Raw genomic sequence first — 19,411 nt, forward strand, 5'->3', positions numbered from 1 at the left:
GGCGGCCGGAGGAGAGAACCGATGAGCACCGACGCCACCATCACCGGCGGCACCCACGCCCCCGCCCTCGCGGCCGCCGCGGCGATCCCGGCCGAGGAGATCGACCGTCTGACCGACGAGATCGTCGCCGCCCTCAAGACGGTCTACGACCCCGAGATCCCCGCCGACATCTACGAGCTCGGCCTGATCTACCGGGTGCAGATCGAGGACGACCGCCGGGTGCTGATCGACATGACGCTCACCGCCCCGGGTTGCCCCGTGGCCGGCGAGATGCCGGGCTGGGTCGAGAATGCGGTGGCCGCGGTGCCGGGCGTGCAGTCCTGCCAGGTCACGATGGTGTTCGACCCGCCGTGGGACCAGAGCCGCATGTCCGACGAGGCCCGCATCGCCCTCGACATGTGGTAGCGCGTCACCGCGTCGGGATCGCGCGCCCCGGCTCGAAGCCGACATCCTCGTAGATGTCGGTGAGCGCAAGCCGTGCGCCGATGGCAGGCAGGTCGATCACGGCGTCGAGCGCTTCGAAGCTCTCTTCCGCCCAGCCCTCCCCCGCGCGTCGATAGAGCACGGCACTCGGGAAGCGCGTCTCGACGAGGAGGATGGAAGCGAGGCTCGGATGGCGCCGGTACTCGTCGAGCTTGCGGAAGCGGTCGATATTGGTGGTGGAGGGCGACAGCACCTCGACCACGAGGCGCGGCAAGCGGCTCTCGTAGCTATCGCGGACGAGGTCGCCGCATTCCACGGTGACGTCGGGACGGCGGATCGTGGCGATGCCGGTGCGCAGCGCCAGATCGTCGGTGGTCGGGCGACAGCCGCTTCCGCGCAACTGGACACCGAGGCTGATGATGATGTTGACGACCGTGCGGTCGTGCTGGGCGCTTGCCCCGGCCATCATCTTCACATGCGGCACAGGCACGCCATCGACGAGCTCGTAGAGCCCGTCCTGGGTGGATTGCCACGCGAAGAACTCTTCCGGCGTCATCCGCCGCCTTGCAGGTTCGGCCATCGCTCGCCCCGTCACCGATTCAGCATAGCACGGCTGCAATCGGTCGGCGCACCGGGTCTCCCGGTGGACCCCCGCCCCGGGAGTGCTTATCTCTTCGGGATCCGAAAACCCTCACCCGCCCGGGCCTTGAACCCGGCTGCAGGAGAGCGACCACGATGTCAGGTTTCAAGGTGATCTCGCTGACCGACCGGGCAGCGGAGCGGATCAAGGCGATCATGGCGGAGGCCGACCGGCCGATCGCGGGATTGCGGGTCGGCGTGAAGAACGGCGGCTGCGCCGGCATGTCCTACACGATGGAATATGCCGAAGCGCGGAAAGCCGGCGAGGACATGGTCGAGGACCGCGGCGTGACCGTGTTCATCGATCCCAAGGCAGTGCTGTTCCTGCTCGGGACCGAGATGGACTTCAAGACCGACAAGCTCTCGGCGCAGTTCGTGTTCAACAACCCGAACCAGACCTCGGCCTGCGGCTGCGGCGAATCCGTCGCCATCACCCCGGCCACGCCCGACCGCCTGTCCGCGGCCGGCGCCGCCTGACGCCACGAACGAGACAAAGCCCGCCCCGGACGAGGGCGGGCTTCGATCTCACGGGACTGTCCGGGCCGAGACGCCCGGCCCACGCTCAGGCGACGGCCGACAGTTCCTGCTTCTGGCTGTCGTCGATCGCCCGGTTGCGGCCGGCGCGCTTGGCGGCGAAGAGGCAGGTATCCGCCCGCTCCAGCAGGGAAACGGAATTGTCCTCGGTCTGGCGCTGGGCGATGCCCAGGGAGATCGTGACCTTGCCGAGCGACTCGCCGGTGGAGCGCTTCACGAGTTCGCGGCCCATGACGCTGCTGCGCACCTTCTCGGCGATCTCGCGGGCCGCGGCCCGGTCCGTCTCCGGCAGCACCACGCCGAATTCCTCGCCGCCGAACCGGGCGAGGGTGGCCTTGGGCGAGCGCACATGCTCGCGCATCACGATGGCGACCAGACGGAGCACCTGGTCTCCGGTCAGGTGACCGTAATGGTCGTTGAAGCGCTTGAAGAAATCGATGTCGATCACGATCAGGCTCACCGGCCGGCCGGGGGGCGCGGCGTCGATGTCCCGCTGCAGCGCCTCCTCGAAGGCCTTGCGGTTGCCGAGCCCGGTCAGCGGATCCGTCAGGCTCTCGATCCGCGCCACCGCGAGGGTCTCGCGCAGGGACTCGACCTCCTTGCGGCTCTCGCGCATGCGCGCCTCGAGGGTCCGGTTGCTCGCCGCCACGTCGCGGGTATCGGCGATGAGCGTCGCCACGATCTCGCGCAGGCGGTTGCGGTTGGTCGCGGCCCCGGCGAGGTCATGGGAGAGCACGCGCAGGGACTCGCCGTATTGCGCCGTGGCGCCGAGGGAGAGATCGATCATCTCCATGATCCCCTCGACCTCGGCGATCAGGCTGGCGGAGGTGCGGTCCGCCTCCCCGGCCATGCGACGGCCCCCCAGGAAGTCCTGGAACAGCTGATCGACATCGGCGTCGCTGAGGCTGCCGTTCTGCGTGGTCAGCCGCTTGATCGCATCGTTCATCAGGGGATGCGTGCCCGCCACATAGGCGTACCAGACGGAGTAGGCCCGGGGCGAGGCCGAAGCCCCGTAGTCGCGCATCAGCTCGAAGCTGCGCTGCCCCAGCGCAAAGCTGCGGTCACGATCAACGGGTGCCTCGCTCATCCGGCTTTATCCGCATCCACCACGAGGAAGCCCCTCGCTGCCCCCGGGAAACAATGGAACAGCGAGTGTGGATGTTGCGTTAAGTTCGTCCCCCGCTCTTGAGGACTTTACCGTACCGAAGGGACCAGGGCCGCCTAAAAGTCTGCGTGCAGGCGCGTGCCCAGGAAGTCGGCGGGACCCCGGTCGCGGTTATAGGCGGGGTTCTCGACATGCTGGTAGTCGAGGCTCAGCGTGACGGCCTTGGTCAGGCTCAGGGCGTAGTAGACCTCGACGGCCCGCTCCGGCGCGTAGGTCAGCCGCCCGTCGCCGATGAGGAGGCCGAGGCCGCCATGGGCGAAGAATGCGCGGTGGGCGGGGGAGAGGCCGTTCTGCGAGGCGCCGATGCCGATCGTATCGGAGGGGCGCCCCCAGGCCGTGCCGCGCAGCGACAGGCCGCCGGAGACCGAGGAATCGACATCGGTGAAGGACAGGTTCTCGCTGCGGCCGTCGCCCCAGCTCGCCCGGGCGAACAGCCCGAGATCGGCGGTGAGCGCCTGTTCGAGGTTGAGATAGACGCCGCTCTTGCGCCGGGGGGCGCGGGTGGCCGCCGCGGCGTCGTTGATGTCGGCGAACAGGCCGGCCTGCGTCAGCGCCACGACCTGCCGATAATCGGCGGTGTTGCCGACATTGGAGAAGACGCCGACGCGCAGCTTGCCGGGCTGCTCCAGCACGGGAAGGGTGTGACGCTCCTCGAATTCCACCGTGGTGCCGGCCCGCTCGAAGACCCGCGGGTCGAGCACGTCGCTGGAGGGCTCTTTCGGCACCTGGGTATAGGCGGCGCGCAGGGCGAATTCGGCGCGGTTGTATTCCACCATCAGCCCCTGCGTGTAGCCGGGGAGGTTGGCCGGGAAGTCGTAGGCCGCCGAGCCCCACAGGCCCCAGTTCATGAAATCGACCCGGGGGTCGTGGGCATAGGCATTGCCGTCGAAGAAATCGCCGAGGGCGAACTTGCCGAACACCACGGTGATGCGCTCGACGTCGCGGCTGCCCGCGATGGAATTCGGCGCGTCCGGCACCTCCTCGGTGCCGCCGCCGAGGCCGAAGGTCTGGCGGAGGAAGTAGCGGTTGGAGCGCAGCTTCGGGAAGGGCGCGCCCGCCTTCTGCGCCTCGCCGTTGACGAAGCCGGCCACGCCCAGCGTCCGCGACAGGCCGAAGCCCTGGCTGAATTCCGGGTTGTAGTAGAGTTCCGTCCCCTCCCACAGCTTCAGCCCGAGGAAGGCCGTGCCGGTGGTGGTCGCCTGGGCCTGGTCGGGGATCAGGCTGTTGGGACCGCGATAAGCCTCCCGGAAGCCACTGACGCCCTGGTTGACGAAGGTGACCTGCCCATGAAGCGAGAAGCGCCGCTCGCTGCCGGGGGACGCATCGACGGGCTCGTCGGCGGGCAGCGCCAGAGCCTCGGGATGCCAGATGATGCGCGCCATCATCTCGTTCGAGACGAAGTGGCTGCGGGTCGAGATCGGGCCGCCGGCGGCGCCCGGCAGCACGCCCAGATCGAAGCGCCCGCTCGCGCCGAGATCGCTGTAGCGGTAATCGACCCCGAGGGAGAGGTGCGGCGAGACCGCGAACTGCACGCCCGCGCCCAGGGTGAAGCCGAGATAGGACACGTCGCGGGAGGGCGTCGCCACCGTGCCCCCGGCGAGATCCGGATAGGTGGCGAGCACCCGGCCGTTCGCCGCGGCGAGGCCGGCCGTGGCATAGACCAGATTGGCACCGAAGGCGTAGCCGAGCCGCAGGCGCGCCGCGCCGATCAGGTCGGTCTTCTCGCGGATGACCGGGAAGGCCGTGCCGAGATCCTCGTAGCCGAGGCCGGGGACCGCGGAGGAGACGGCGCGCTTCAGGTTGGTGCCGACGAGATCCGCTTCCAGGCCGTAGACATAGGGGCCCGTCTGCCAGTTCCAGCCGGCGAAGCCCCCGCCCACCGCCGTGGTCGCATCCCGGCCGAGATCGGCGCTGCCGGTGGAATCCCCCGTCCGGAAAGCGCCCACGCTCCGACCGCCGACCCGCGTCGGCCCGAAGCCGAAGGCCCCGAAGGACGCGCCGGCGCTTCCCTCGATCCCGGCATAGCCACCCGACCAGTCCACGAAGTCCGGCGCCTTCACCGCGGCGGGGTCGGCCGCGAGGGCCGGCGCGGAGACGGCGACGAGAAGCAGGGGGAGGGGGAGAGAAAGGGGGCGGGCGCGCCTCCTGTCCCGTGCCGCCCGCTGCCCGCCTCCGGCCATGACCATGCCCGCCACCCTCAAGACTCGTCCGTTCGCGCGTAACCGCCGTCAGACATAGCACAAGCTATAAATCATACAATTGTCTTATTATCGCTCGGCCACCGCGCGCTCCGTTGCGACCACAACGGTGTTTGCCGACAATGCGATGACAGCGCCATCATCCATGTCGGACCGGGTGCGCGGCGGTGGGAGAGTGTCGCCCGAAGGTCGCATCGGACCGGGCGGCGGCCTGCTCCAGGCATGGGGACAGGCCGTCCGACCCGGAGGATCGGCGGCGTCGCAACCTGAAAAGGTCAGAGGAAGATCAGGCGATTGGGCGGGAAAGCTCTTTCACCGCCTCAACGATGTCGGCGATCCCGGCCAGCGGCCTCAGGCCCCGGCCGCTTCGCGCTCCAGGAAGCCCTCGAGCCAGTGGATGTCGTAGGCCCCGTTCAGAACGTCCTGGTTGCGCACCAGGGTCCGGAACAGGGGGAGGGTGGTGTCGACGCCGTCGACCACGAACTCGTCCAGCGCCCGCCGCAGCCGCATCAGGCACTCGTTGCGGGTGCGGCCATGCACGATCAGCTTGCCGATGAGGGAATCGTAGTTCGGCGGGATCCGGTAGCCCTGGAAGGCGGCGGAATCGACGCGCACCCCGAGGCCGCCCGGCGGATGGTAATAGGTGATGGTGCCGGGCGAGGGCCGGAAGGTCGCCGGATGCTCGGCATTGATCCGGCACTCGATGGCGTGGCCCTCGACCTTGATGTCGTCCTGGCCGACGGAGAGGCCGCCCCCGGCCGCGACCCGGATCTGCTCGTTCACGAGGTCGATCCCGGTGATCATCTCGGTGACGGGGTGCTCCACCTGGATGCGGGTGTTCATCTCGATGAAGTAGAAGCGCCCGTCCTCGTAGAGGAACTCGATGGTGCCGGCGCCGAGATAGCCGAGCTCGCGCATGGCATGGGCGCAGACGCCGCCGATCTCGGCGCGCATCGCCTCGTTGAGGACGGGGGAGCCGCCCTCCTCCCAGACCTTCTGGTGGCGCCGCTGCAGGGAGCAGTCGCGCTCGGCGAGATGCACGGCGTTGCCCTGGCCGTCGCCGAGGATCTGCACCTCGATGTGGCGGGGCTTCTCCAGATACTTCTCCAGATAGACCGCGTCGTCGCCGAAGGCGGCCTTGGCCTCGGTGCGGGCCATGCCCAGGGCCTGCTCCAGGTCGGCCTCGGTGCGGGCCACCTTCATGCCGCGGCCGCCGCCGCCGGAGGCCGCCTTGACGAGGACCGGATAGCCGATCTCGGCGGCGACCTTCTTGGCCTCCTCGACATCGGTGACGCCGCCTTCCGAGCCCGGCACGCAGGGAATGCCGAGGCGCTTGGCGGTGCGCTTGGCCTCGATCTTGTCGCCCATCACCCGGATATGCTCGGCCTTGGGGCCGATGAAGCCGATATTGTGATGCGCCAGCACCTCGGCGAAGCGGGCATTCTCCGAGAGGAAGCCGTAGCCGGGATGCACCGCGTCGGCGCCCGTGATCTCGCAGGCCGCGATGATCGACGGGATGTTGAGGTAGCTGTCGCGCGCGGCGGGCGGCCCGATGCAGACGCTCTCGTCGGCGAGCCGCACATGCATCGCATCGGCATCGGCCGTCGAATGCACGGCGACCGTGGCGATGCCGAGCTCCTTGGCGGCCCGGAGGATGCGCAGGGCGATCTCGCCGCGATTGGCGATCAGGATCTTGTCGAACATCGGCCGCCGGTCACTCGAGGACGAGGAGGGGCTCGCCGTACTCGACCGGCTGCCCGTCTTCGATGAAGATCGCGGTGACGGTGCCGGCCCGCGGCGCCACGATCTCGTTGAACGTCTTCATCGCCTCGACGAGCAGGAGCTTGTCGCCGGCCTGCACCTTGGCGCCGATCTCGACGAAGGGCTTGGCGTCGGGCGAGGGGCGGCGATAGGCGGTGCCGACCATGGGGGAGGGCACGGCGCCCGGATGGCCGGCCCCGGCCTTGGCCGGCACGGCCGGCGCCGGGGCGGGCGCGGCGACGGGGGCCGCGGCGGCGAGGACGGGGGCGGGCACCGCGTTCGCCACCTGCACCGAGACCGGCTCCGGCGTGCGGGCGACGCGGATGCGCAGGTCGCCCTTCTCGACCTCGATCTCGCTCAGGCCCGTCTCGGCGATCATCTTGGCGAGCTCGCGCACGAGCTCGGGATCGAAGGGGTCGTTCTTGGCCATCGGCTCTTTAGCGTTCTTGGGAAGTGGATCGGGGCGCGGCGCGCCCGCGCAGGAGATGGGTCAGGGCGTCGAGCCCGGCCACGTAGCTGTAGGCGCCGAACCCGCAGACAACCCCGGCACAGACCGGGGCGATCATCGAGACGTGGCGGAAGGATTCCCGGGCATGCACGTTCGAGAGGTGGATCTCGACGGCGGTGACCCCGGCCCCGGCGATCGCGTCGCGGAGCGCGATGGAGGTGTGGGTATAGGCGCCCGCATTGAGGAGCACGCCAGCGCCGGCCGCGCCCGCCTCCTGAACCCAGGTGACGAGCTCGCCCTCGTGGTTGCTCTGGCGGAAGCTCAGGGCCACGCCGAGCCCCCCGGCCCGGCCGCGCAGCTCCCGCTCGATATCGGCGAGGGTCGCGGACCCGTAGATCCCGGGCTCGCGGCGCCCGAGAAGGTTGAGGTTCGGCCCGTTGAGAACGTGAATGGCGATCATGGGACCGGGTTCGAAGGCTCCGGTTCGTGCGGAGGCGGGCATGCCCCCTGGCGAGCCGCGGTCTTAGACGACCGGCGAAGCCCGCGACAAGTCGCCCGCCCGGATCCTCAGCAGCTGGCGTGGCCGCACTGGCGCACGTCGTTGACGGTCTTCTTCATCGGCTCCAGGCCGACCGCACCGGGCAGGATCTCCTCGCCGACGATGAAGGCCGGGGTGCCCGAGAGGCCGAGCTTGTCGCCGAGGCCCATGTTCTCGGCGAGCGCCGCCTTCACCTCGGGGCCCTGCGCGTCCTTCTTCAGCTTCTCCAGGTCGAGGCCGAATTCCTTGGCGAGGGCGAGCGCCCGCTCCCCGTTCACGCGGCCCTTGCTCTCCAGGAGCTTGCCGTGGAAGTCGAACATCCTGTCGCCCTTGAGCTGCAGCTTGGCGGCGAGCGCCAGCTTGCTCGCCTCGAGGGATTCCGCGCCGAGCACGGGGAAATCCTTCAGCACGACGCGCAGCTTCGGGTCGGACTTCATCAGCGCCTGGAGGTCGAAGAAGGCCTTCCGGCAATAGCCGCAATTGTAGTCGAAGAACTCGACCAAGGTGACGTCGCCGTTGAGATTGCCCGCGATCACGCCGTTGGGCGAGTTGGTCAGGGCCTCCCGCGCCTCCTTGATGGCGGCGGCCTGGGCGAGGCGCTGCGTCTCCTGCGCGCGGCGCTCGCCCTCGGCGATCGCCTCCTGCAGCACTTCCGGGTTCTTGACGAGGTAGTCCTTGACGATCGCCTCGATCGCCTTGCGCTGCGCGTCCGTGAAGGGCGCGCTCTCCTGGGCCGCCTGCGCGGCGGTCTGGGCGGGTTCCTGCGCGGCGGCGGGCGCGGAAACGCCGAGGACGGCGAGCAGCGCGAGGGCGGAGACGGAGCGGAACAGGGGCATCGATGTCCTCGGAAGCGCCGGGCGGCCCTTCTCGCGAAACGCGGGGCGGCCCTGACTCATCGTGTAGGCACGGGGTTAGGCGTTTTCGCGGCGGGCGGCAAATTCCGGCGGCCCGGTTTCGGCGCGACGGGAATTGAGCCCCGGCCCCATCGGCGCTAGGCCGCGCCTCTGGCCTCCTTCCCCGGCCGCCTTCCCACGGAGCCCGACAGCGTGCGCTGCGACCCGACCCTCGACCGCCCGGCCCTCGCCATCTCCCGGCGCGCGGCGGCGGTGGCGCCCTTCCTCGCCATGGACGTGATGGCGGCGGCCGCCGCCAAGCGGCGCAGCGGCGTCGACGTGGTGCATATGGAGGTGGGCCAGCCCTCGGCCCCGGCCCCGCGGCCGGTCATCGCCGCCGCCCAGGCCGCCCTCGCCGACGGGCGCATGCCCTATACGGAAGCCCTCGGCCTGCCGGCCCTGCGGGAGCGCATCGGCCGCCACTACGCCGAGACCTACGGCGTCGCGGTCGCCCCGGAGCGGGTGGTGGTGACGACGGGCTCCTCGGCGGGCTTCGTGCTCGCCTTCCTCGCCCTGTTCGAGGCCGGGGCGCGGGTGGGCGTGCCGCAGCCGGGCTATCCCGCCTACCGCAACATCCTCACCGCCCTCGACCTCGTGCCCGCACCCCTGGTGCTGCGCAGGGCCGACCGCTTCGCGCCGACGGGCGACCTGATCCGCGCGGCCCATGCGGAGAACCCGCTCTCCGGCGTGCTGGTGATGAGCCCGGCCAATCCTTCGGGAACCGTGATCGATCCGGCCCGGCTGGCGGAGCTCTGCGTCACCGCGGCCGATCTCGGCCTGCCCTTCGTCTCCGACGAGATCTATCACGGGCTCAGCTACGGGGTGCCGACGGCGACCGCGCTGCAATTCGACCCGCGCGCCGTCATCATCAACTCGTTCTCGAAATTCTACTGCATGACCGGCTGGCGCATCGGCTGGATGGTCGTGCCGGAAGAGCTCGTGCGCCCGGTCGAGCGGCTCGCCCAGAACCTCTACATCTCCGCGCCCTATCTCTCGCAGGTCGCGGCTCTGGCGGCCTTCGACGCCCTCGACGAGACCCACGCGATCCGGGACGGCTACGCGCGCAACCGGGCGCTCCTCCTCGACGCGCTGCCCGCGATCGGCCTCGGCGAGGTGCACCCCGTCGACGGGGCCTTCTATCTCTATGCCGATGTCGGGCGGCTCACCAACGACGCCCGCGCCTTCTGCCGGCGGATGCTGGACGAGGCGGGGGTGGCCGCCACCCCGGGCCTCGATTTCGACCCCGACGAGGGCCACCACCACGTCCGGTTCTCCTTCGCCGGCGCGACGGCCGAATGCGAGGAGGCGGTGCGGCGCCTGCGGGACTGGCTGCGCTAACAACGCGAAACGCCCCCTTCGCCGCGGCGAAGGGGGCGCCGTGTTCTCTCGCCGGTCGCGGATCAGGCGGCCAGGGTCTCGGGCGCCAGAGTCTCGGGCGCCAAGCCCTTGGGGGCCGTCGCCCCGGCGAGGGTCGCGGCCTCCTTGGCCGCGGCCTCGAAGGCGCGGAAGGACTCGGTGGCCGCCCCCCAGTCGGACGCCTTGACCTGCTCGACCGTGGCGGCGGCGGATTTCGCGGCCGCGGCCACGATCCGGCGCAGGCTCTCCTCCAGCCCGGCCTCGCCGCCGGGGCAGACCGCGGCGGAGGCGTTCGCCGGCTTGAGCCCGACCAGGACGGCGGCCATGTGGCGGCGCCAGGCGCCGAGATCGGCGGGCAGCCGGGCGAGACGGGCGCCGGGCAGCCCCGCCTCGACACCCTTGGACAAGGCGTCGAGGCTCATCGTCTCCAGCGTGGTGAGGCGGCCGATCGCGTCGGCGATCTCGCCGCGGGCCTTGTCCGTGCCGGTGGCGATGCGCTCGACGCTCGACGAGATCTCGGCGACGGCGAGCTTCTGCTGCTCCATCACGTCGGCGAGGGCGCGCATCTCGCCCGCGGATTCGGCGACCGCCAGGCTCTCCGCCTCGACCCGGGCATTGGCCCGGGCCATGGCGCCGGCGCCGGCGGCGACCGCTTCGCGGGTCTGCCCCACGGCGGATTGCATGGCGCTGAGCTCGCCGCGCAGGCCGGCGAGCCGGCCGCGGATCTCGTCGGTCGCCTTGGCGGTCTGGCCGGAGAGGGCCTTCACCTCGCCCGCGACGACGGCGAAGCCGCGGCCGGCCTCGCCCGCGCGGGCGGCCTCGATGGTGGCGTTGAGGGCGAGCAGGTTGGTCTGGGCGGAGATGCCGGCGATCGCCGTGGCCATCTCCTCGATCTGGGAGGCGGCGCGCTCGAAAGCCGCGAGGCAGGCGGCAATCTCACCGGCGCTCACCTCGATGCCCTTCATGCGCTCGCTGGCCATCGCCATGTCGGCGACGCATTCGGAGATGCCGCTGCGCGCCCGCTCCGCGGTGACCGCGGCGGATTGCGAGCGCTGGGCGATCTCGCCGGTCGAGGCGGAGACCTCCTCGCCGGCCGCGGCGATGGTGCGGGCCTGATCGGCGATCTGGGCGGCGTCGTGGGTGATCCAGCCGATCGCCATGCCGGCCTCGGAGGCTTCGGCCGAGATCGCGGCCTGACGGCGCAGCCGTTCGATCTCCCGGGCGCTCGATTCCGCGGCAACAGGAAGCGCGACGGGAGGCGGGGCGGCGGCGACGGCTTCCGGCAGTGCGGCCACGTCCTGCATGGACGGGGCGGCCTGTTTGGGACGGAACAGGCGAAGCATCGAAGGGCGACTCCATCCGAGTATGGGCCGCGTGCCAGTCCCGATATGCCCGGGCTTCGGCCGCGCTCCATGATCTGTCCGACGCCCCCCTAGGACAGAAATGGCAATCCTAAATGGGCACGTCTGATTTCAGACAATGCCAAGCATTGCTAAATTCCCGGTTAAGCTGCCAGAACAGTTTCAAATGACTTGTAGGTGCAAGTCGAGCGCCCCGGCGCGGGGATCGCTGCGGCGCGATGCCGAGACAGACGCATCGCGCGAGGAGGTGGGCGCGCGACCGCCCGAAGACCTGTCGGGAGGTCGGCGAACGGGCGCGGAGCCCGCCGCGCGCCGCGGGACCGTTCGCGGCCTTCGGCCCGAGCGCCCGCGACACCTCGAACACCCGAGATGTCGCGGGCGCGAAGAGCGCCTTACTCGCCCGTCAGCGCCGCCTTGGTGCGGGACCACCAGCCGGCCCGCTTGGGACGGTTGGGATCGGCTGGGGTGAGCACCACCGCGACCGGCTCGGGGGCCGGTTCGGGCGCGGGCTCGGCCTTCTCGGGCTCCGCATCCGCGGCCGGCGGCGCGACCACCGCGGCAACCTCGGCCTCGGCGACCGGCCGCTCGACCGCCGTCTGGCCGGCCGTGTCGGGATCCGTGGTGCCGAGATCGGCAGCAACCGCCTCGATCGCCGCGGCCTCGACCGGCTCCTCCGCCGACAGGGCAGCGGCCGCCTCGTCGCCCTCGGCCCCGTCCTGGGATTCGCGCTCGCCGCGCTCCCGGCCCCGGCCGCCCCGGCGACCGCGCCGCCGGCGGCGGCCATTGCCGCCCTCGCCGTTGCCGCCGGCCTCGGCCTGCGCGGCCGGTTCGTCGGCCTCCTCCCCGGAGGTGCCGGCGGACTCGCCGCCCTCCTCGTCCCGGAGCTCGTCGGAACGAGCGTCCTGAGGCTCCTCCTGGCCGTCCTCCTCGTCGGACTCTCCGTCGTCCTGGCCCTCGGCACGCGGCCCGTCGTCCTGGCCGGCACGGCCCCCGCGACGGCGGCGACGGCGACGGCGACGGCGGTTGCCCTCGTCGTTGGATGCGGTGTCGCGCGCCTCGGCGCCCTCCTCGTCCTCGCCGGCCTCGACCTCGCCCTCGGCGCTCTCCTCGTCCTCGGCCTCCTCCTCGAGCTCGTAGACCGGGGAGACCACCGCCGCGCGCACGCCGGTGGCCGGCGCCGCGTCGCGGACCGCGAGCTCGCCGCGATCGAGCTGGAAGGCGGCGGTGGCGGCGAGCCGCTCGTCGGCGGCGATCGTGATGCTGACGCCGAAGCGCAGCTCCAGATCGCGCAGATGCGCCCGCTTCTGGTTGAGGATGTAGAGCGCCACCTCGGTGCGGGTGCGCAGGATCAGGTTGTGGGTCGAGGACTTGAGCAAAGCCTCCTCGATCGAGCGCAGGATGTGCAGCGCCACCGAGGAGGTCGCGCGCACGAAGCCCGAGCCGCCGCAATGGGCGCAGGGGATCGACGAGGATTCGAGCACGCCGGTGCGGATGCGCTGGCGGCTCATCTCGAGGAGGCCGAAGGGCGAGATCCGGCCGACCTGGATGCGGGCCCGGTCGTTCTTGAGGGCCTCGTTGAGGCGCTTCTCCACCGCCCGGTTGTTGCGCTTCTCCTCCATGTCGATGAAGTCGATCACGACGAGGCCGGCGAGATCGCGCAGGCGCACCTGCCGGGCGACCTCCTCGGCCGCCTCCAGGTTCGTCTTCAGCGCCGTGTCCTCGATGTCGTGCTCACGGGTGGCGCGTCCCGAATTCACGTCGATCGAGACGAGCGCCTCGGTCGGATTGATGACGAGGTAGCCGCCGGATTTCAGCGCCACGTGGGTCGAGAACATCGCGTCGAGCTGCTGCTCGACGCCGTGGCGGGCGAAGATCGGCGTCTGCTCGGTATAGGGCTTCACGACCTTGGATTGCTGCGGCATCAGCATCCGCATGAAGTCCTTGGCCTCGCGATAGGCGTCGGGGCCAGAGACGAGGACCTCGTCGATGTCCTTGTTGTAGAGGTCGCGGATCGCCCGCTTGATCAGCGAGCCCTCCTCGTAGACCAGCGCCGGGGCGGTGGAGGCGAGGGTCAGCTCGCGCACCGATTCCCACAGGCGCATCAGGTACTCGAAGTCGCGCTTGATCTCCGGCTTGGTGCGCGAGGCGCCCGCCGTGCGCAGGATGACGCCCATCCCCTCCGGCACGTCGAGATCGGCCACGACCTCCTTCAGGCGCTTGCGGTCGGCGGCGGAGGTGATCTTGCGGGAGATGCCGCCGCCGCGGCCGGTGTTCGGCATCAGCACGGAGTAGCGGCCGGCGAGCGACAGATAGGTGGTCAGCGCCGCGCCCTTGGTGCCGCGCTCCTCCTTGACGACCTGGACGAGGATGATCTGGCGGCGCTTGATCACCTCCTGGATCTTGTAGTGGCGGCGATAGGGGCGGGGACGCTCCGGGATCTCGGCAAGCGCGTCGCCCGCGCCGCCGACCTGGGCGATCTTGGGCTCGCCGTCCTCGTCCTCGGACTCCTCGTCGTCGGAGTCCTCATCGTCCTCGTCGTCGGACTCCTCGTCGGATTCGTCATCCGACTCGTCCTCGTCCTCTTCGTCGTCCTCGTCGGAGGCGTCCTCGTCGGAGTCCTCGCCCTCGGAAGCGGTCTCTTCGGAGGCGGTCTCCTCGGCGACGCTCTCCTCGGCGGCAGCGACCACCGGCTCGGGCGCCGCCTCGGCGGACGTCTCGCCCGCGGGGCTCTCCGGCGCGTCGGACACGGCGGGCGCCGGCTCGGGGGCGGGCGGGATCACGGATTCCGGAAGCGCCGCGGCGGTCTCGCCGGCCTCGGCCGCTTCGGATTCGGCGGGAACGGCCGCCTCGTCGGGCGCGGCCGACGCGACGGGCGTGCCCTCCGCGGCCACGTCCACCGTGATCTCGGCGGTGGTCTCGGCGGCGGCCTCGACCGTGTCCTCGGCCGCGTCGCTGGCGCTCACGGTCTCGTCGGAGCGGGCGGAGGCGACCTCGGCCCGGCGGCCGCGCGACCGCCGGCCCCGCGAGCGGCGCTCCTCGCGTTCGTTGTGCTCCGCCTCCTCGCGCGCCTCCGCCTCGATCAGGGCGAGGCGGTCGGCCATCGGGATCTGGTAGTAGTCGGGGTGGATCTCGTTGAAGGCGAGGAAGCCGTGGCGGTTGCCGCCATACTCCACGAAGGCAGCCTGGAGCGAAGGCTCCACCCGCGTCACCTTGGCGAGATAGATGTTGCCACGCAGAGGCCGGCGGTTGGCGGCCTCGAAGTCGAACTCCTCGACCCTAGAACCGTGGACCGTGACGACCCGGGTCTCCTCCGGATGCGTCGCATCGATGAGCATCTTGTTGTTGGCCATGACGAACTTTCGACATGGCGGCCGACGTCGCACACCTTGAGCCGCGCCCCGGCGGCGCATCTCCGGGCCTCGAGGCCCTGCGGAGGAACGCCCGTGCCGGCCTCGTCGCCGAGGCCGCGGGGGAGGAGGGGAGGGGATTGCCGTCAACCGCCGTACGGCGCCGGGCATCGGCGCGCCTGGGGTTGAAACTGGCCGGGACGACGGAAGGAGCGGCGCGAAGCGCCGCGCACGTGGTGACACGCACGGTTGAGGCACGAGCAGCGGCAGCCGTTGCTGTGCGTCCTCCCATCGTTTGTCCGGCCTCGCGAAACAGGGGGCCGTTTCGGGCCCGAATCGATACTGGGCGCCGCGCCCGAAAAAAGGACGCATCGCCGACACCCGCCCGGATGCCGGGAAGCGCCGTCGGACGCTGCTGATGAAGGAGCGAGGAGGGCGCTTCGAGGCGGACCCGGGCCTCCCGAAGCCGCGAAATGCGCGTGCTTCGAAATGGGGTCCCTATCATTACAGACCGACACCGGGATATTGCAAGCTTTCCTTGCTCGGCAAAGAGGCAGGCCGGCCGGGGATGTCCGGGCCGAGCCTGCCGTGCCGCCCATGCACCCACCCCTTCCCGTCCGGCCCGGAGCACGGCGTCGGCTTCGCGGAGGCCGCGCGGGTCTGGGCGCGGATCGCGCTCCTCAGCTTCGGCGGGCCGGCGGGACAGATCGCGGTGATGCACCGCATCCTGGTGGAGGAGCGGCGCTGGATCGGGGAGCCCTGTCACCCCGAGACAACAACGCCGGACGGATCGCCCGGGCGGGGGTGAGGAACGGTTAACCATCCTGGCCGTATCCCCTATCGGAAGGACCGGGACACGTCGCCGAACGATGCAGCCACGCTCTCGCCTCGCCCGCTCCCTTCGCGCCGCCCTCCTGTTGGGGGCGCTGGCGCTCGTGGGGCCCCTCTGCGCCTCCGGCGGCGCCGGCGCGCAGGACACGCTGCGCGCCGTCGCGATCGGCGCGGAGCTCGCCTCGCAGGGTCCGACCACGAAGCTCACCCTCACCCTGTCGCAGCCCGTCGAGCCGCGGGCCTTCGTGATGGAACGGCCGGACCGGGCCGTGATCGACCTGCCGGAAGTCAATTTCCAGCTTCCCCCCGAAGTCGGGCGCAAGCGCGACGGGCTCGTCGCCTCCTACCGCTACGGCCTGTTCGCGCCGGGCCGCTCGCGGATCGTGGTCGATCTCGCCGGGCCGGCGATCGTCGACCGGATCGAGACGGAGACGCGCAAGCCCGACGGAGCGGTGCTCCTCAGCCTCACCTTCAAGCGGGTCGAGCGCGAGGTCTTCCGCAAGGCCGCCGTGGCGAGCGATCCCGCGCCCTCCGCGCGGGCCGCCGTGGCCCCCGAGACCGGGGACGGCCGCCCGCTCATCGTGATCGATGCCGGCCATGGCGGCACCGATCCCGGGGCGATCGCCGCCACCGGCGCCTTCGAGAAGGACATCGTGTTCGGCTTCGCCCAGGCACTGGCCGCGCAGCTCGGCGCCTCGGGCCGCTACCGCATCCGCATGACCCGCGACCGCGACGTGTTCGTGCCGCTTGCCGAGCGGGTGCGCATCGCCCGGGAGGCCAAGGCCGACCTGTTCGTGTCGATCCACGCCGATTCGATCTCCTCCGCCCCCCAGGTGAAGGGGGCCACGATCTATACGGGCTCCGAGAAGGCGACCGACGCGGCCTCCGCCCGGCTGGCCGAGCGCGAGAACAAGGCCGACGCCTCCGCCGGCACCGATTCCGGCACGGGCCCGGGGGACGTGACCGACATCCTGCAGGAGCTCACCCTGCGCGAGACCCGGACCTTCTCCGGCAATGTCGCCCGGCGCCTGATGGGGGAGATGGCCCCGGTGATGGAGATGAGCAGCAAGCCCCATCGCGAGGCGGGCTTCGTGGTGCTGCGCTCGCCGGACGTGCCCTCCGTGCTGGTCGAGCTCGGCTATCTCTCGAGCAAGAGCGACCTCGAGAAGCTGCAATCGGAGAGCTGGCGGGCCAGCGTCACCGGCTCCATGGCCAAGGCGGTGGACCAGTTCTTCTCCGGGCGCGCCACCCTGTCGCGGCCCGGCCCCCAGGCCTCGCGCCGGGCCGAGGCGACCAATGCCGGCCGCATCGCCCCAGTTTCACCATAGAACAGGTGTGATACGGGGACCGTGAAAGGGCCCCGCCCGGTCGTCGCCGCCGCTTCCCGGCGGCGGTCCGCGAGGGGATTGCCGAGAGCCCGATCCACGGCCGGTTTTCGCCGGCCCGGCGCGGTCGGCCCCGCAGCGGACAAGCGACGGACGGTTCACCGGATGCGATTCATCCTGCGGTTCTTCGGATTCCTGTTCTCGATCGGGGCGGTGCTGTTCTGCATCGCCGCGGCCGTGGGCGCGTTCTTCTACTGGAAGTACAGCCGGGACCTGCCCGACCACGCGGCGCTCGCCAATTACGAGCCGCCGGTGATGACCCGCGTCCACGCCGCCGACGGCTCGCTGCTGGCCGAATACGCCCATGAGCGCCGGCTCTACCTGCCGATCCAGGCCATGCCGAAGATCGTGGTCGCCGCCTTCCTCTCGGCGGAGGACAAGAACTTCTACAAGCACGGCGGCATCGACCCCGAAGGCATCGTCCGCGCGGTGCTGACCAACGCCCAGAGCGGCAAGAAGCAGGGCGCCTCGACCATCACGCAGCAGGTCGCCAAGAACTTCCTGCTCTCCAGCGAGCAGACCTACGACCGCAAGATCAAGGAAGCCCTGATCGCCCTGCGCATCGAGGCGGCCTATTCCAAGGACAAGATCCTCGAGCTCTACCTGAACGAGATCTTCCTCGGCACCATCGTCCCGGGGCGCAACCTGCACGGCGTCGCCGCCGCGGCGCTCGACTATTTCGGCAAGTCCGTCCACGAGCTGACGATCAACGAGGCGGCCTATCTCGCCGCGCTGCCCAAGGGCCCGAACAACTACCACCCCTACCGGCGCACCCAGCAGGCGCTCGCGCGCCGCAACGAGATCATCGGCCTGATGGCCCAGAACGGGTACATCACGCAGGAGGAGGCGGCCGAGGCCAAGAAGCAGCCCCTGGGCGTCAACCCGCGGGTCGCCTTCCCCAACGGCTCCGTCGCCAACTACTTCACGGAGGAGGTCCGCCGCGAGATCTCCGAGCGCTACGGCGAGACCAAGCTCTACGAGGGCGGCCTCTCGGTGCGCGCCACCCTCGACCCGAAGATGCAGGCCTGGGCGCGCAAGGCCCTGATCGACGGCCTCGTGCGCTACGACCAGTCCCATGGCTGGCGCGGGGCCGACCACAAGGTCGACCTGACCGGGCGCGACTGGGGGCTCGCCGTCTCCGAGGTGCCGGCGCTCGGCGACATCGCCCCCTGGCGCGTCGCCGTGGTGCTCGGCATCACCGGCGGCAGCGCGCAGATCGGGCTGCAGCCCCGCCGCGAGGCCGGCGGCATCTCCAAGGAGCGCGAGACCGGCACGATCGGCCCGGACGGCGTGAAGTGGACCGGCCGCCCGGTCGCCTCCGCCCTCAAGGTCGGCGACGTGATCTATGTCGAGGCGATCGAGCCCGGCCGCAGCAGCTACCGCCTGCGCCAGAAGCCCGAGATCTCCGGCGCCATCGTCGCGATGGATCCCTATACGGGCCGCGTGCACGCCATGGTCGGCGGCTTCTCCTACGACGAGTCCGAGTTCAACCGCGCGACGCAGGCGATGCGCCAGCCGGGCTCCTCCTTCAAGCCGATCGTCTACTCGGCGGCGCTCGACAACGGCTACACGCCCTCCTCGATCGTGCAGGATTCGCCGATCACCATCGAGGCCGGCCCGGGCCAGGAGGCGTGGTCGCCCTCGAACTACGACGGCAAGTCCGGCGGCCCGCATACCCTGCGCTACGGCATCGAGCACTCGAAGAACCTGATGACCGTGCGGCTCGCCAAGGATATCGGCATGCCGCTCATCGCCGAATATGCCCGCCGCTTCGGCGTCTACGACGACCTGCTGCCGGTGCTGCCGATGTCGCTCGGCGCCGGCGAGACCACGGTGATGCGCATGGTCACCGCCTATTCGATGCTCGCCAATGGCGGGCGCCGCATCCGCCCGACCCTGATCGACCGCATCCAGGACCGGACCGGCGAGACGATCTACCGCCACGACAACCGCAAATGCATCGGCTGCGACGCGGAGAAGTGGTCGGGCCAGGACGAGCCCAAGCTCGTGGACGAGTCCGAGCAGGTGCTCGACCCGCTCACCGCCTACCAGATGGTCTCGATCATGGAGGGCGTGGTCCAGCGCGGCACCGCCACCATCCTGAAGCAGATCGGCAAGCCGCTGGCCGGCAAGACCGGCACCACGAACGACGCCAAGGACGCCTGGTTCGTGGGCTTCTCGCCGGATCTCGCGGTGGGCGTCTATCTCGGCTTCGACAAGCCGAAGTCGCTGGGCGACCGCGCCACCGGCGGCGGCCTCGCCGCGCCGATCGCGCTCGACTTCCTGAAGGTCGCGCTCAAGGACAAGCCGCCGACGCCCTTCCGCGTGCCCCCGGGGATCAAGCTGATCCGCGTCAACGTCGCCTCGGGCAGCCGGGCCGGCTCGGGCGAGGGCGCGGGCACGATCCTGGAGGCCTTCAAGCCGGGCACCGCTCCGCCCGACGCCTATGTCGCGCCGGCCGCGCCGCCGCCGGGCGAGGTGCCGCCGGAGGCACCGGCCGCCGCCCAGGCCGGCGGCGTCTACTGAGGACGG

Annotated in this window: 14 protein-coding genes and 1 pseudogene; 6 read left to right on the plus strand and 9 right to left on the minus strand. The window is 70.8% G+C overall.

Annotation, left to right across the window (positions count from 1 at the left end):
- The first annotated feature begins 21 nt into the window (after positions 1–21).
- Positions 22–405, plus strand: a complete 384-nt coding sequence (locus tag MFF21_RS08170; RefSeq protein ID WP_238310656.1) for an SUF system Fe-S cluster assembly protein — start codon at positions 22–24, stop codon at positions 403–405.
- A gap of 4 nt (positions 406–409) precedes the next feature.
- On the opposite strand, the gene MFF21_RS08175 is transcribed toward MFF21_RS08170, so the two are convergent.
- Positions 410–979, minus strand: a complete 570-nt coding sequence (locus MFF21_RS08175) for a Uma2 family endonuclease (protein ID WP_238310657.1) — start codon at positions 977–979, stop codon at positions 410–412.
- A 179-nt stretch (positions 980–1,158) separates the two neighbouring features.
- Here MFF21_RS08175 and MFF21_RS08180 point away from each other — a divergent pair, with 179 nt between their 5' ends.
- Positions 1,159–1,539, plus strand: coding sequence for a HesB/IscA family protein (locus MFF21_RS08180; RefSeq protein ID WP_238310658.1), 381 nt, complete (start codon positions 1,159–1,161; stop codon positions 1,537–1,539).
- A gap of 85 nt (positions 1,540–1,624) precedes the next feature.
- On the opposite strand, the gene MFF21_RS08185 is transcribed toward MFF21_RS08180, so the two are convergent.
- From MFF21_RS08185 to MFF21_RS08210, 6 genes are all read right to left on the minus strand, one after another.
- Complete coding sequence (locus tag MFF21_RS08185) at positions 1,625–2,683, minus strand: GGDEF domain-containing protein (protein ID WP_238310659.1); 1,059 nt, start codon at positions 2,681–2,683, stop codon at positions 1,625–1,627.
- 134 nt (positions 2,684–2,817) lie between these two features.
- Complete coding sequence (locus tag MFF21_RS08190; protein ID WP_238310911.1) at positions 2,818–4,947, minus strand: carbohydrate porin; 2,130 nt, start codon at positions 4,945–4,947, stop codon at positions 2,818–2,820.
- A 363-nt stretch (positions 4,948–5,310) separates the two neighbouring features.
- On the minus strand, positions 5,311–6,663 hold the full coding sequence (gene accC, locus MFF21_RS08195) for an acetyl-CoA carboxylase biotin carboxylase subunit (RefSeq protein WP_238310660.1): 1,353 nt from the start codon (positions 6,661–6,663) through the stop codon (positions 5,311–5,313).
- Positions 6,664–6,673: 10 nt separating this feature from the next.
- Positions 6,674–7,150 (minus strand): acetyl-CoA carboxylase biotin carboxyl carrier protein, encoded by a 477-nt coding sequence (gene accB / locus MFF21_RS08200; protein ID WP_238310661.1) that lies wholly within the window; start codon positions 7,148–7,150, stop codon positions 6,674–6,676.
- Between the two features lie 7 nt (positions 7,151–7,157).
- Positions 7,158–7,628: a type II 3-dehydroquinate dehydratase gene (gene aroQ, locus MFF21_RS08205; protein WP_238310662.1), complete on the minus strand. Its 471-nt coding sequence runs from the start codon at positions 7,626–7,628 to the stop codon at positions 7,158–7,160.
- 107 nt (positions 7,629–7,735) lie between these two features.
- Positions 7,736–8,542: a DsbA family protein gene (locus MFF21_RS08210; RefSeq protein WP_238310663.1), complete on the minus strand. Its 807-nt coding sequence runs from the start codon at positions 8,540–8,542 to the stop codon at positions 7,736–7,738.
- A gap of 288 nt (positions 8,543–8,830) precedes the next feature.
- Here MFF21_RS08210 and MFF21_RS08215 point away from each other — a divergent pair, with 288 nt between their 5' ends.
- Positions 8,831–9,937: a pyridoxal phosphate-dependent aminotransferase gene (locus MFF21_RS08215; protein WP_238310912.1), complete on the plus strand. Its 1,107-nt coding sequence runs from the start codon at positions 8,831–8,833 to the stop codon at positions 9,935–9,937.
- Positions 9,938–9,999: 62 nt separating this feature from the next.
- On the opposite strand, the gene MFF21_RS08220 is transcribed toward MFF21_RS08215, so the two are convergent.
- Both MFF21_RS08220 and MFF21_RS08225 read right to left on the minus strand, forming a co-directional pair.
- Positions 10,000–11,298 carry a methyl-accepting chemotaxis protein gene (locus MFF21_RS08220; RefSeq protein WP_238310664.1) on the minus strand — a complete coding sequence of 433 codons (1,299 nt, stop codon included), beginning with the start codon at positions 11,296–11,298 and terminating at the stop codon, positions 10,000–10,002.
- A gap of 410 nt (positions 11,299–11,708) precedes the next feature.
- Positions 11,709–14,666, minus strand: a complete 2,958-nt coding sequence (locus MFF21_RS08225) for an Rne/Rng family ribonuclease (protein ID WP_238310665.1) — start codon at positions 14,664–14,666, stop codon at positions 11,709–11,711.
- Positions 14,667–15,231: 565 nt separating this feature from the next.
- Here MFF21_RS08225 and MFF21_RS08230 point away from each other — a divergent pair.
- From MFF21_RS08230 to MFF21_RS08240, 3 genes and pseudogenes are all read left to right on the plus strand, one after another.
- A pseudogene (locus MFF21_RS08230) lies at positions 15,232–15,420 on the plus strand (chromate transporter); the annotation flags it as partial.
- A gap of 112 nt (positions 15,421–15,532) precedes the next feature.
- Positions 15,533–16,822 (plus strand): N-acetylmuramoyl-L-alanine amidase, encoded by a 1,290-nt coding sequence (locus MFF21_RS08235; RefSeq protein ID WP_238310666.1) that lies wholly within the window; start codon positions 15,533–15,535, stop codon positions 16,820–16,822.
- 162 nt (positions 16,823–16,984) lie between these two features.
- Positions 16,985–19,405: a penicillin-binding protein 1A gene (locus tag MFF21_RS08240; protein WP_238310667.1), complete on the plus strand. Its 2,421-nt coding sequence runs from the start codon at positions 16,985–16,987 to the stop codon at positions 19,403–19,405.
- Positions 19,406–19,411: the final 6 nt, after the last annotated feature.

It is taken from the genome of Methylobacterium organophilum (genome assembly GCF_022179465.1).
GTDB classification, from domain to species: Bacteria; Pseudomonadota; Alphaproteobacteria; order Rhizobiales; family Beijerinckiaceae; genus Methylobacterium; species Methylobacterium organophilum.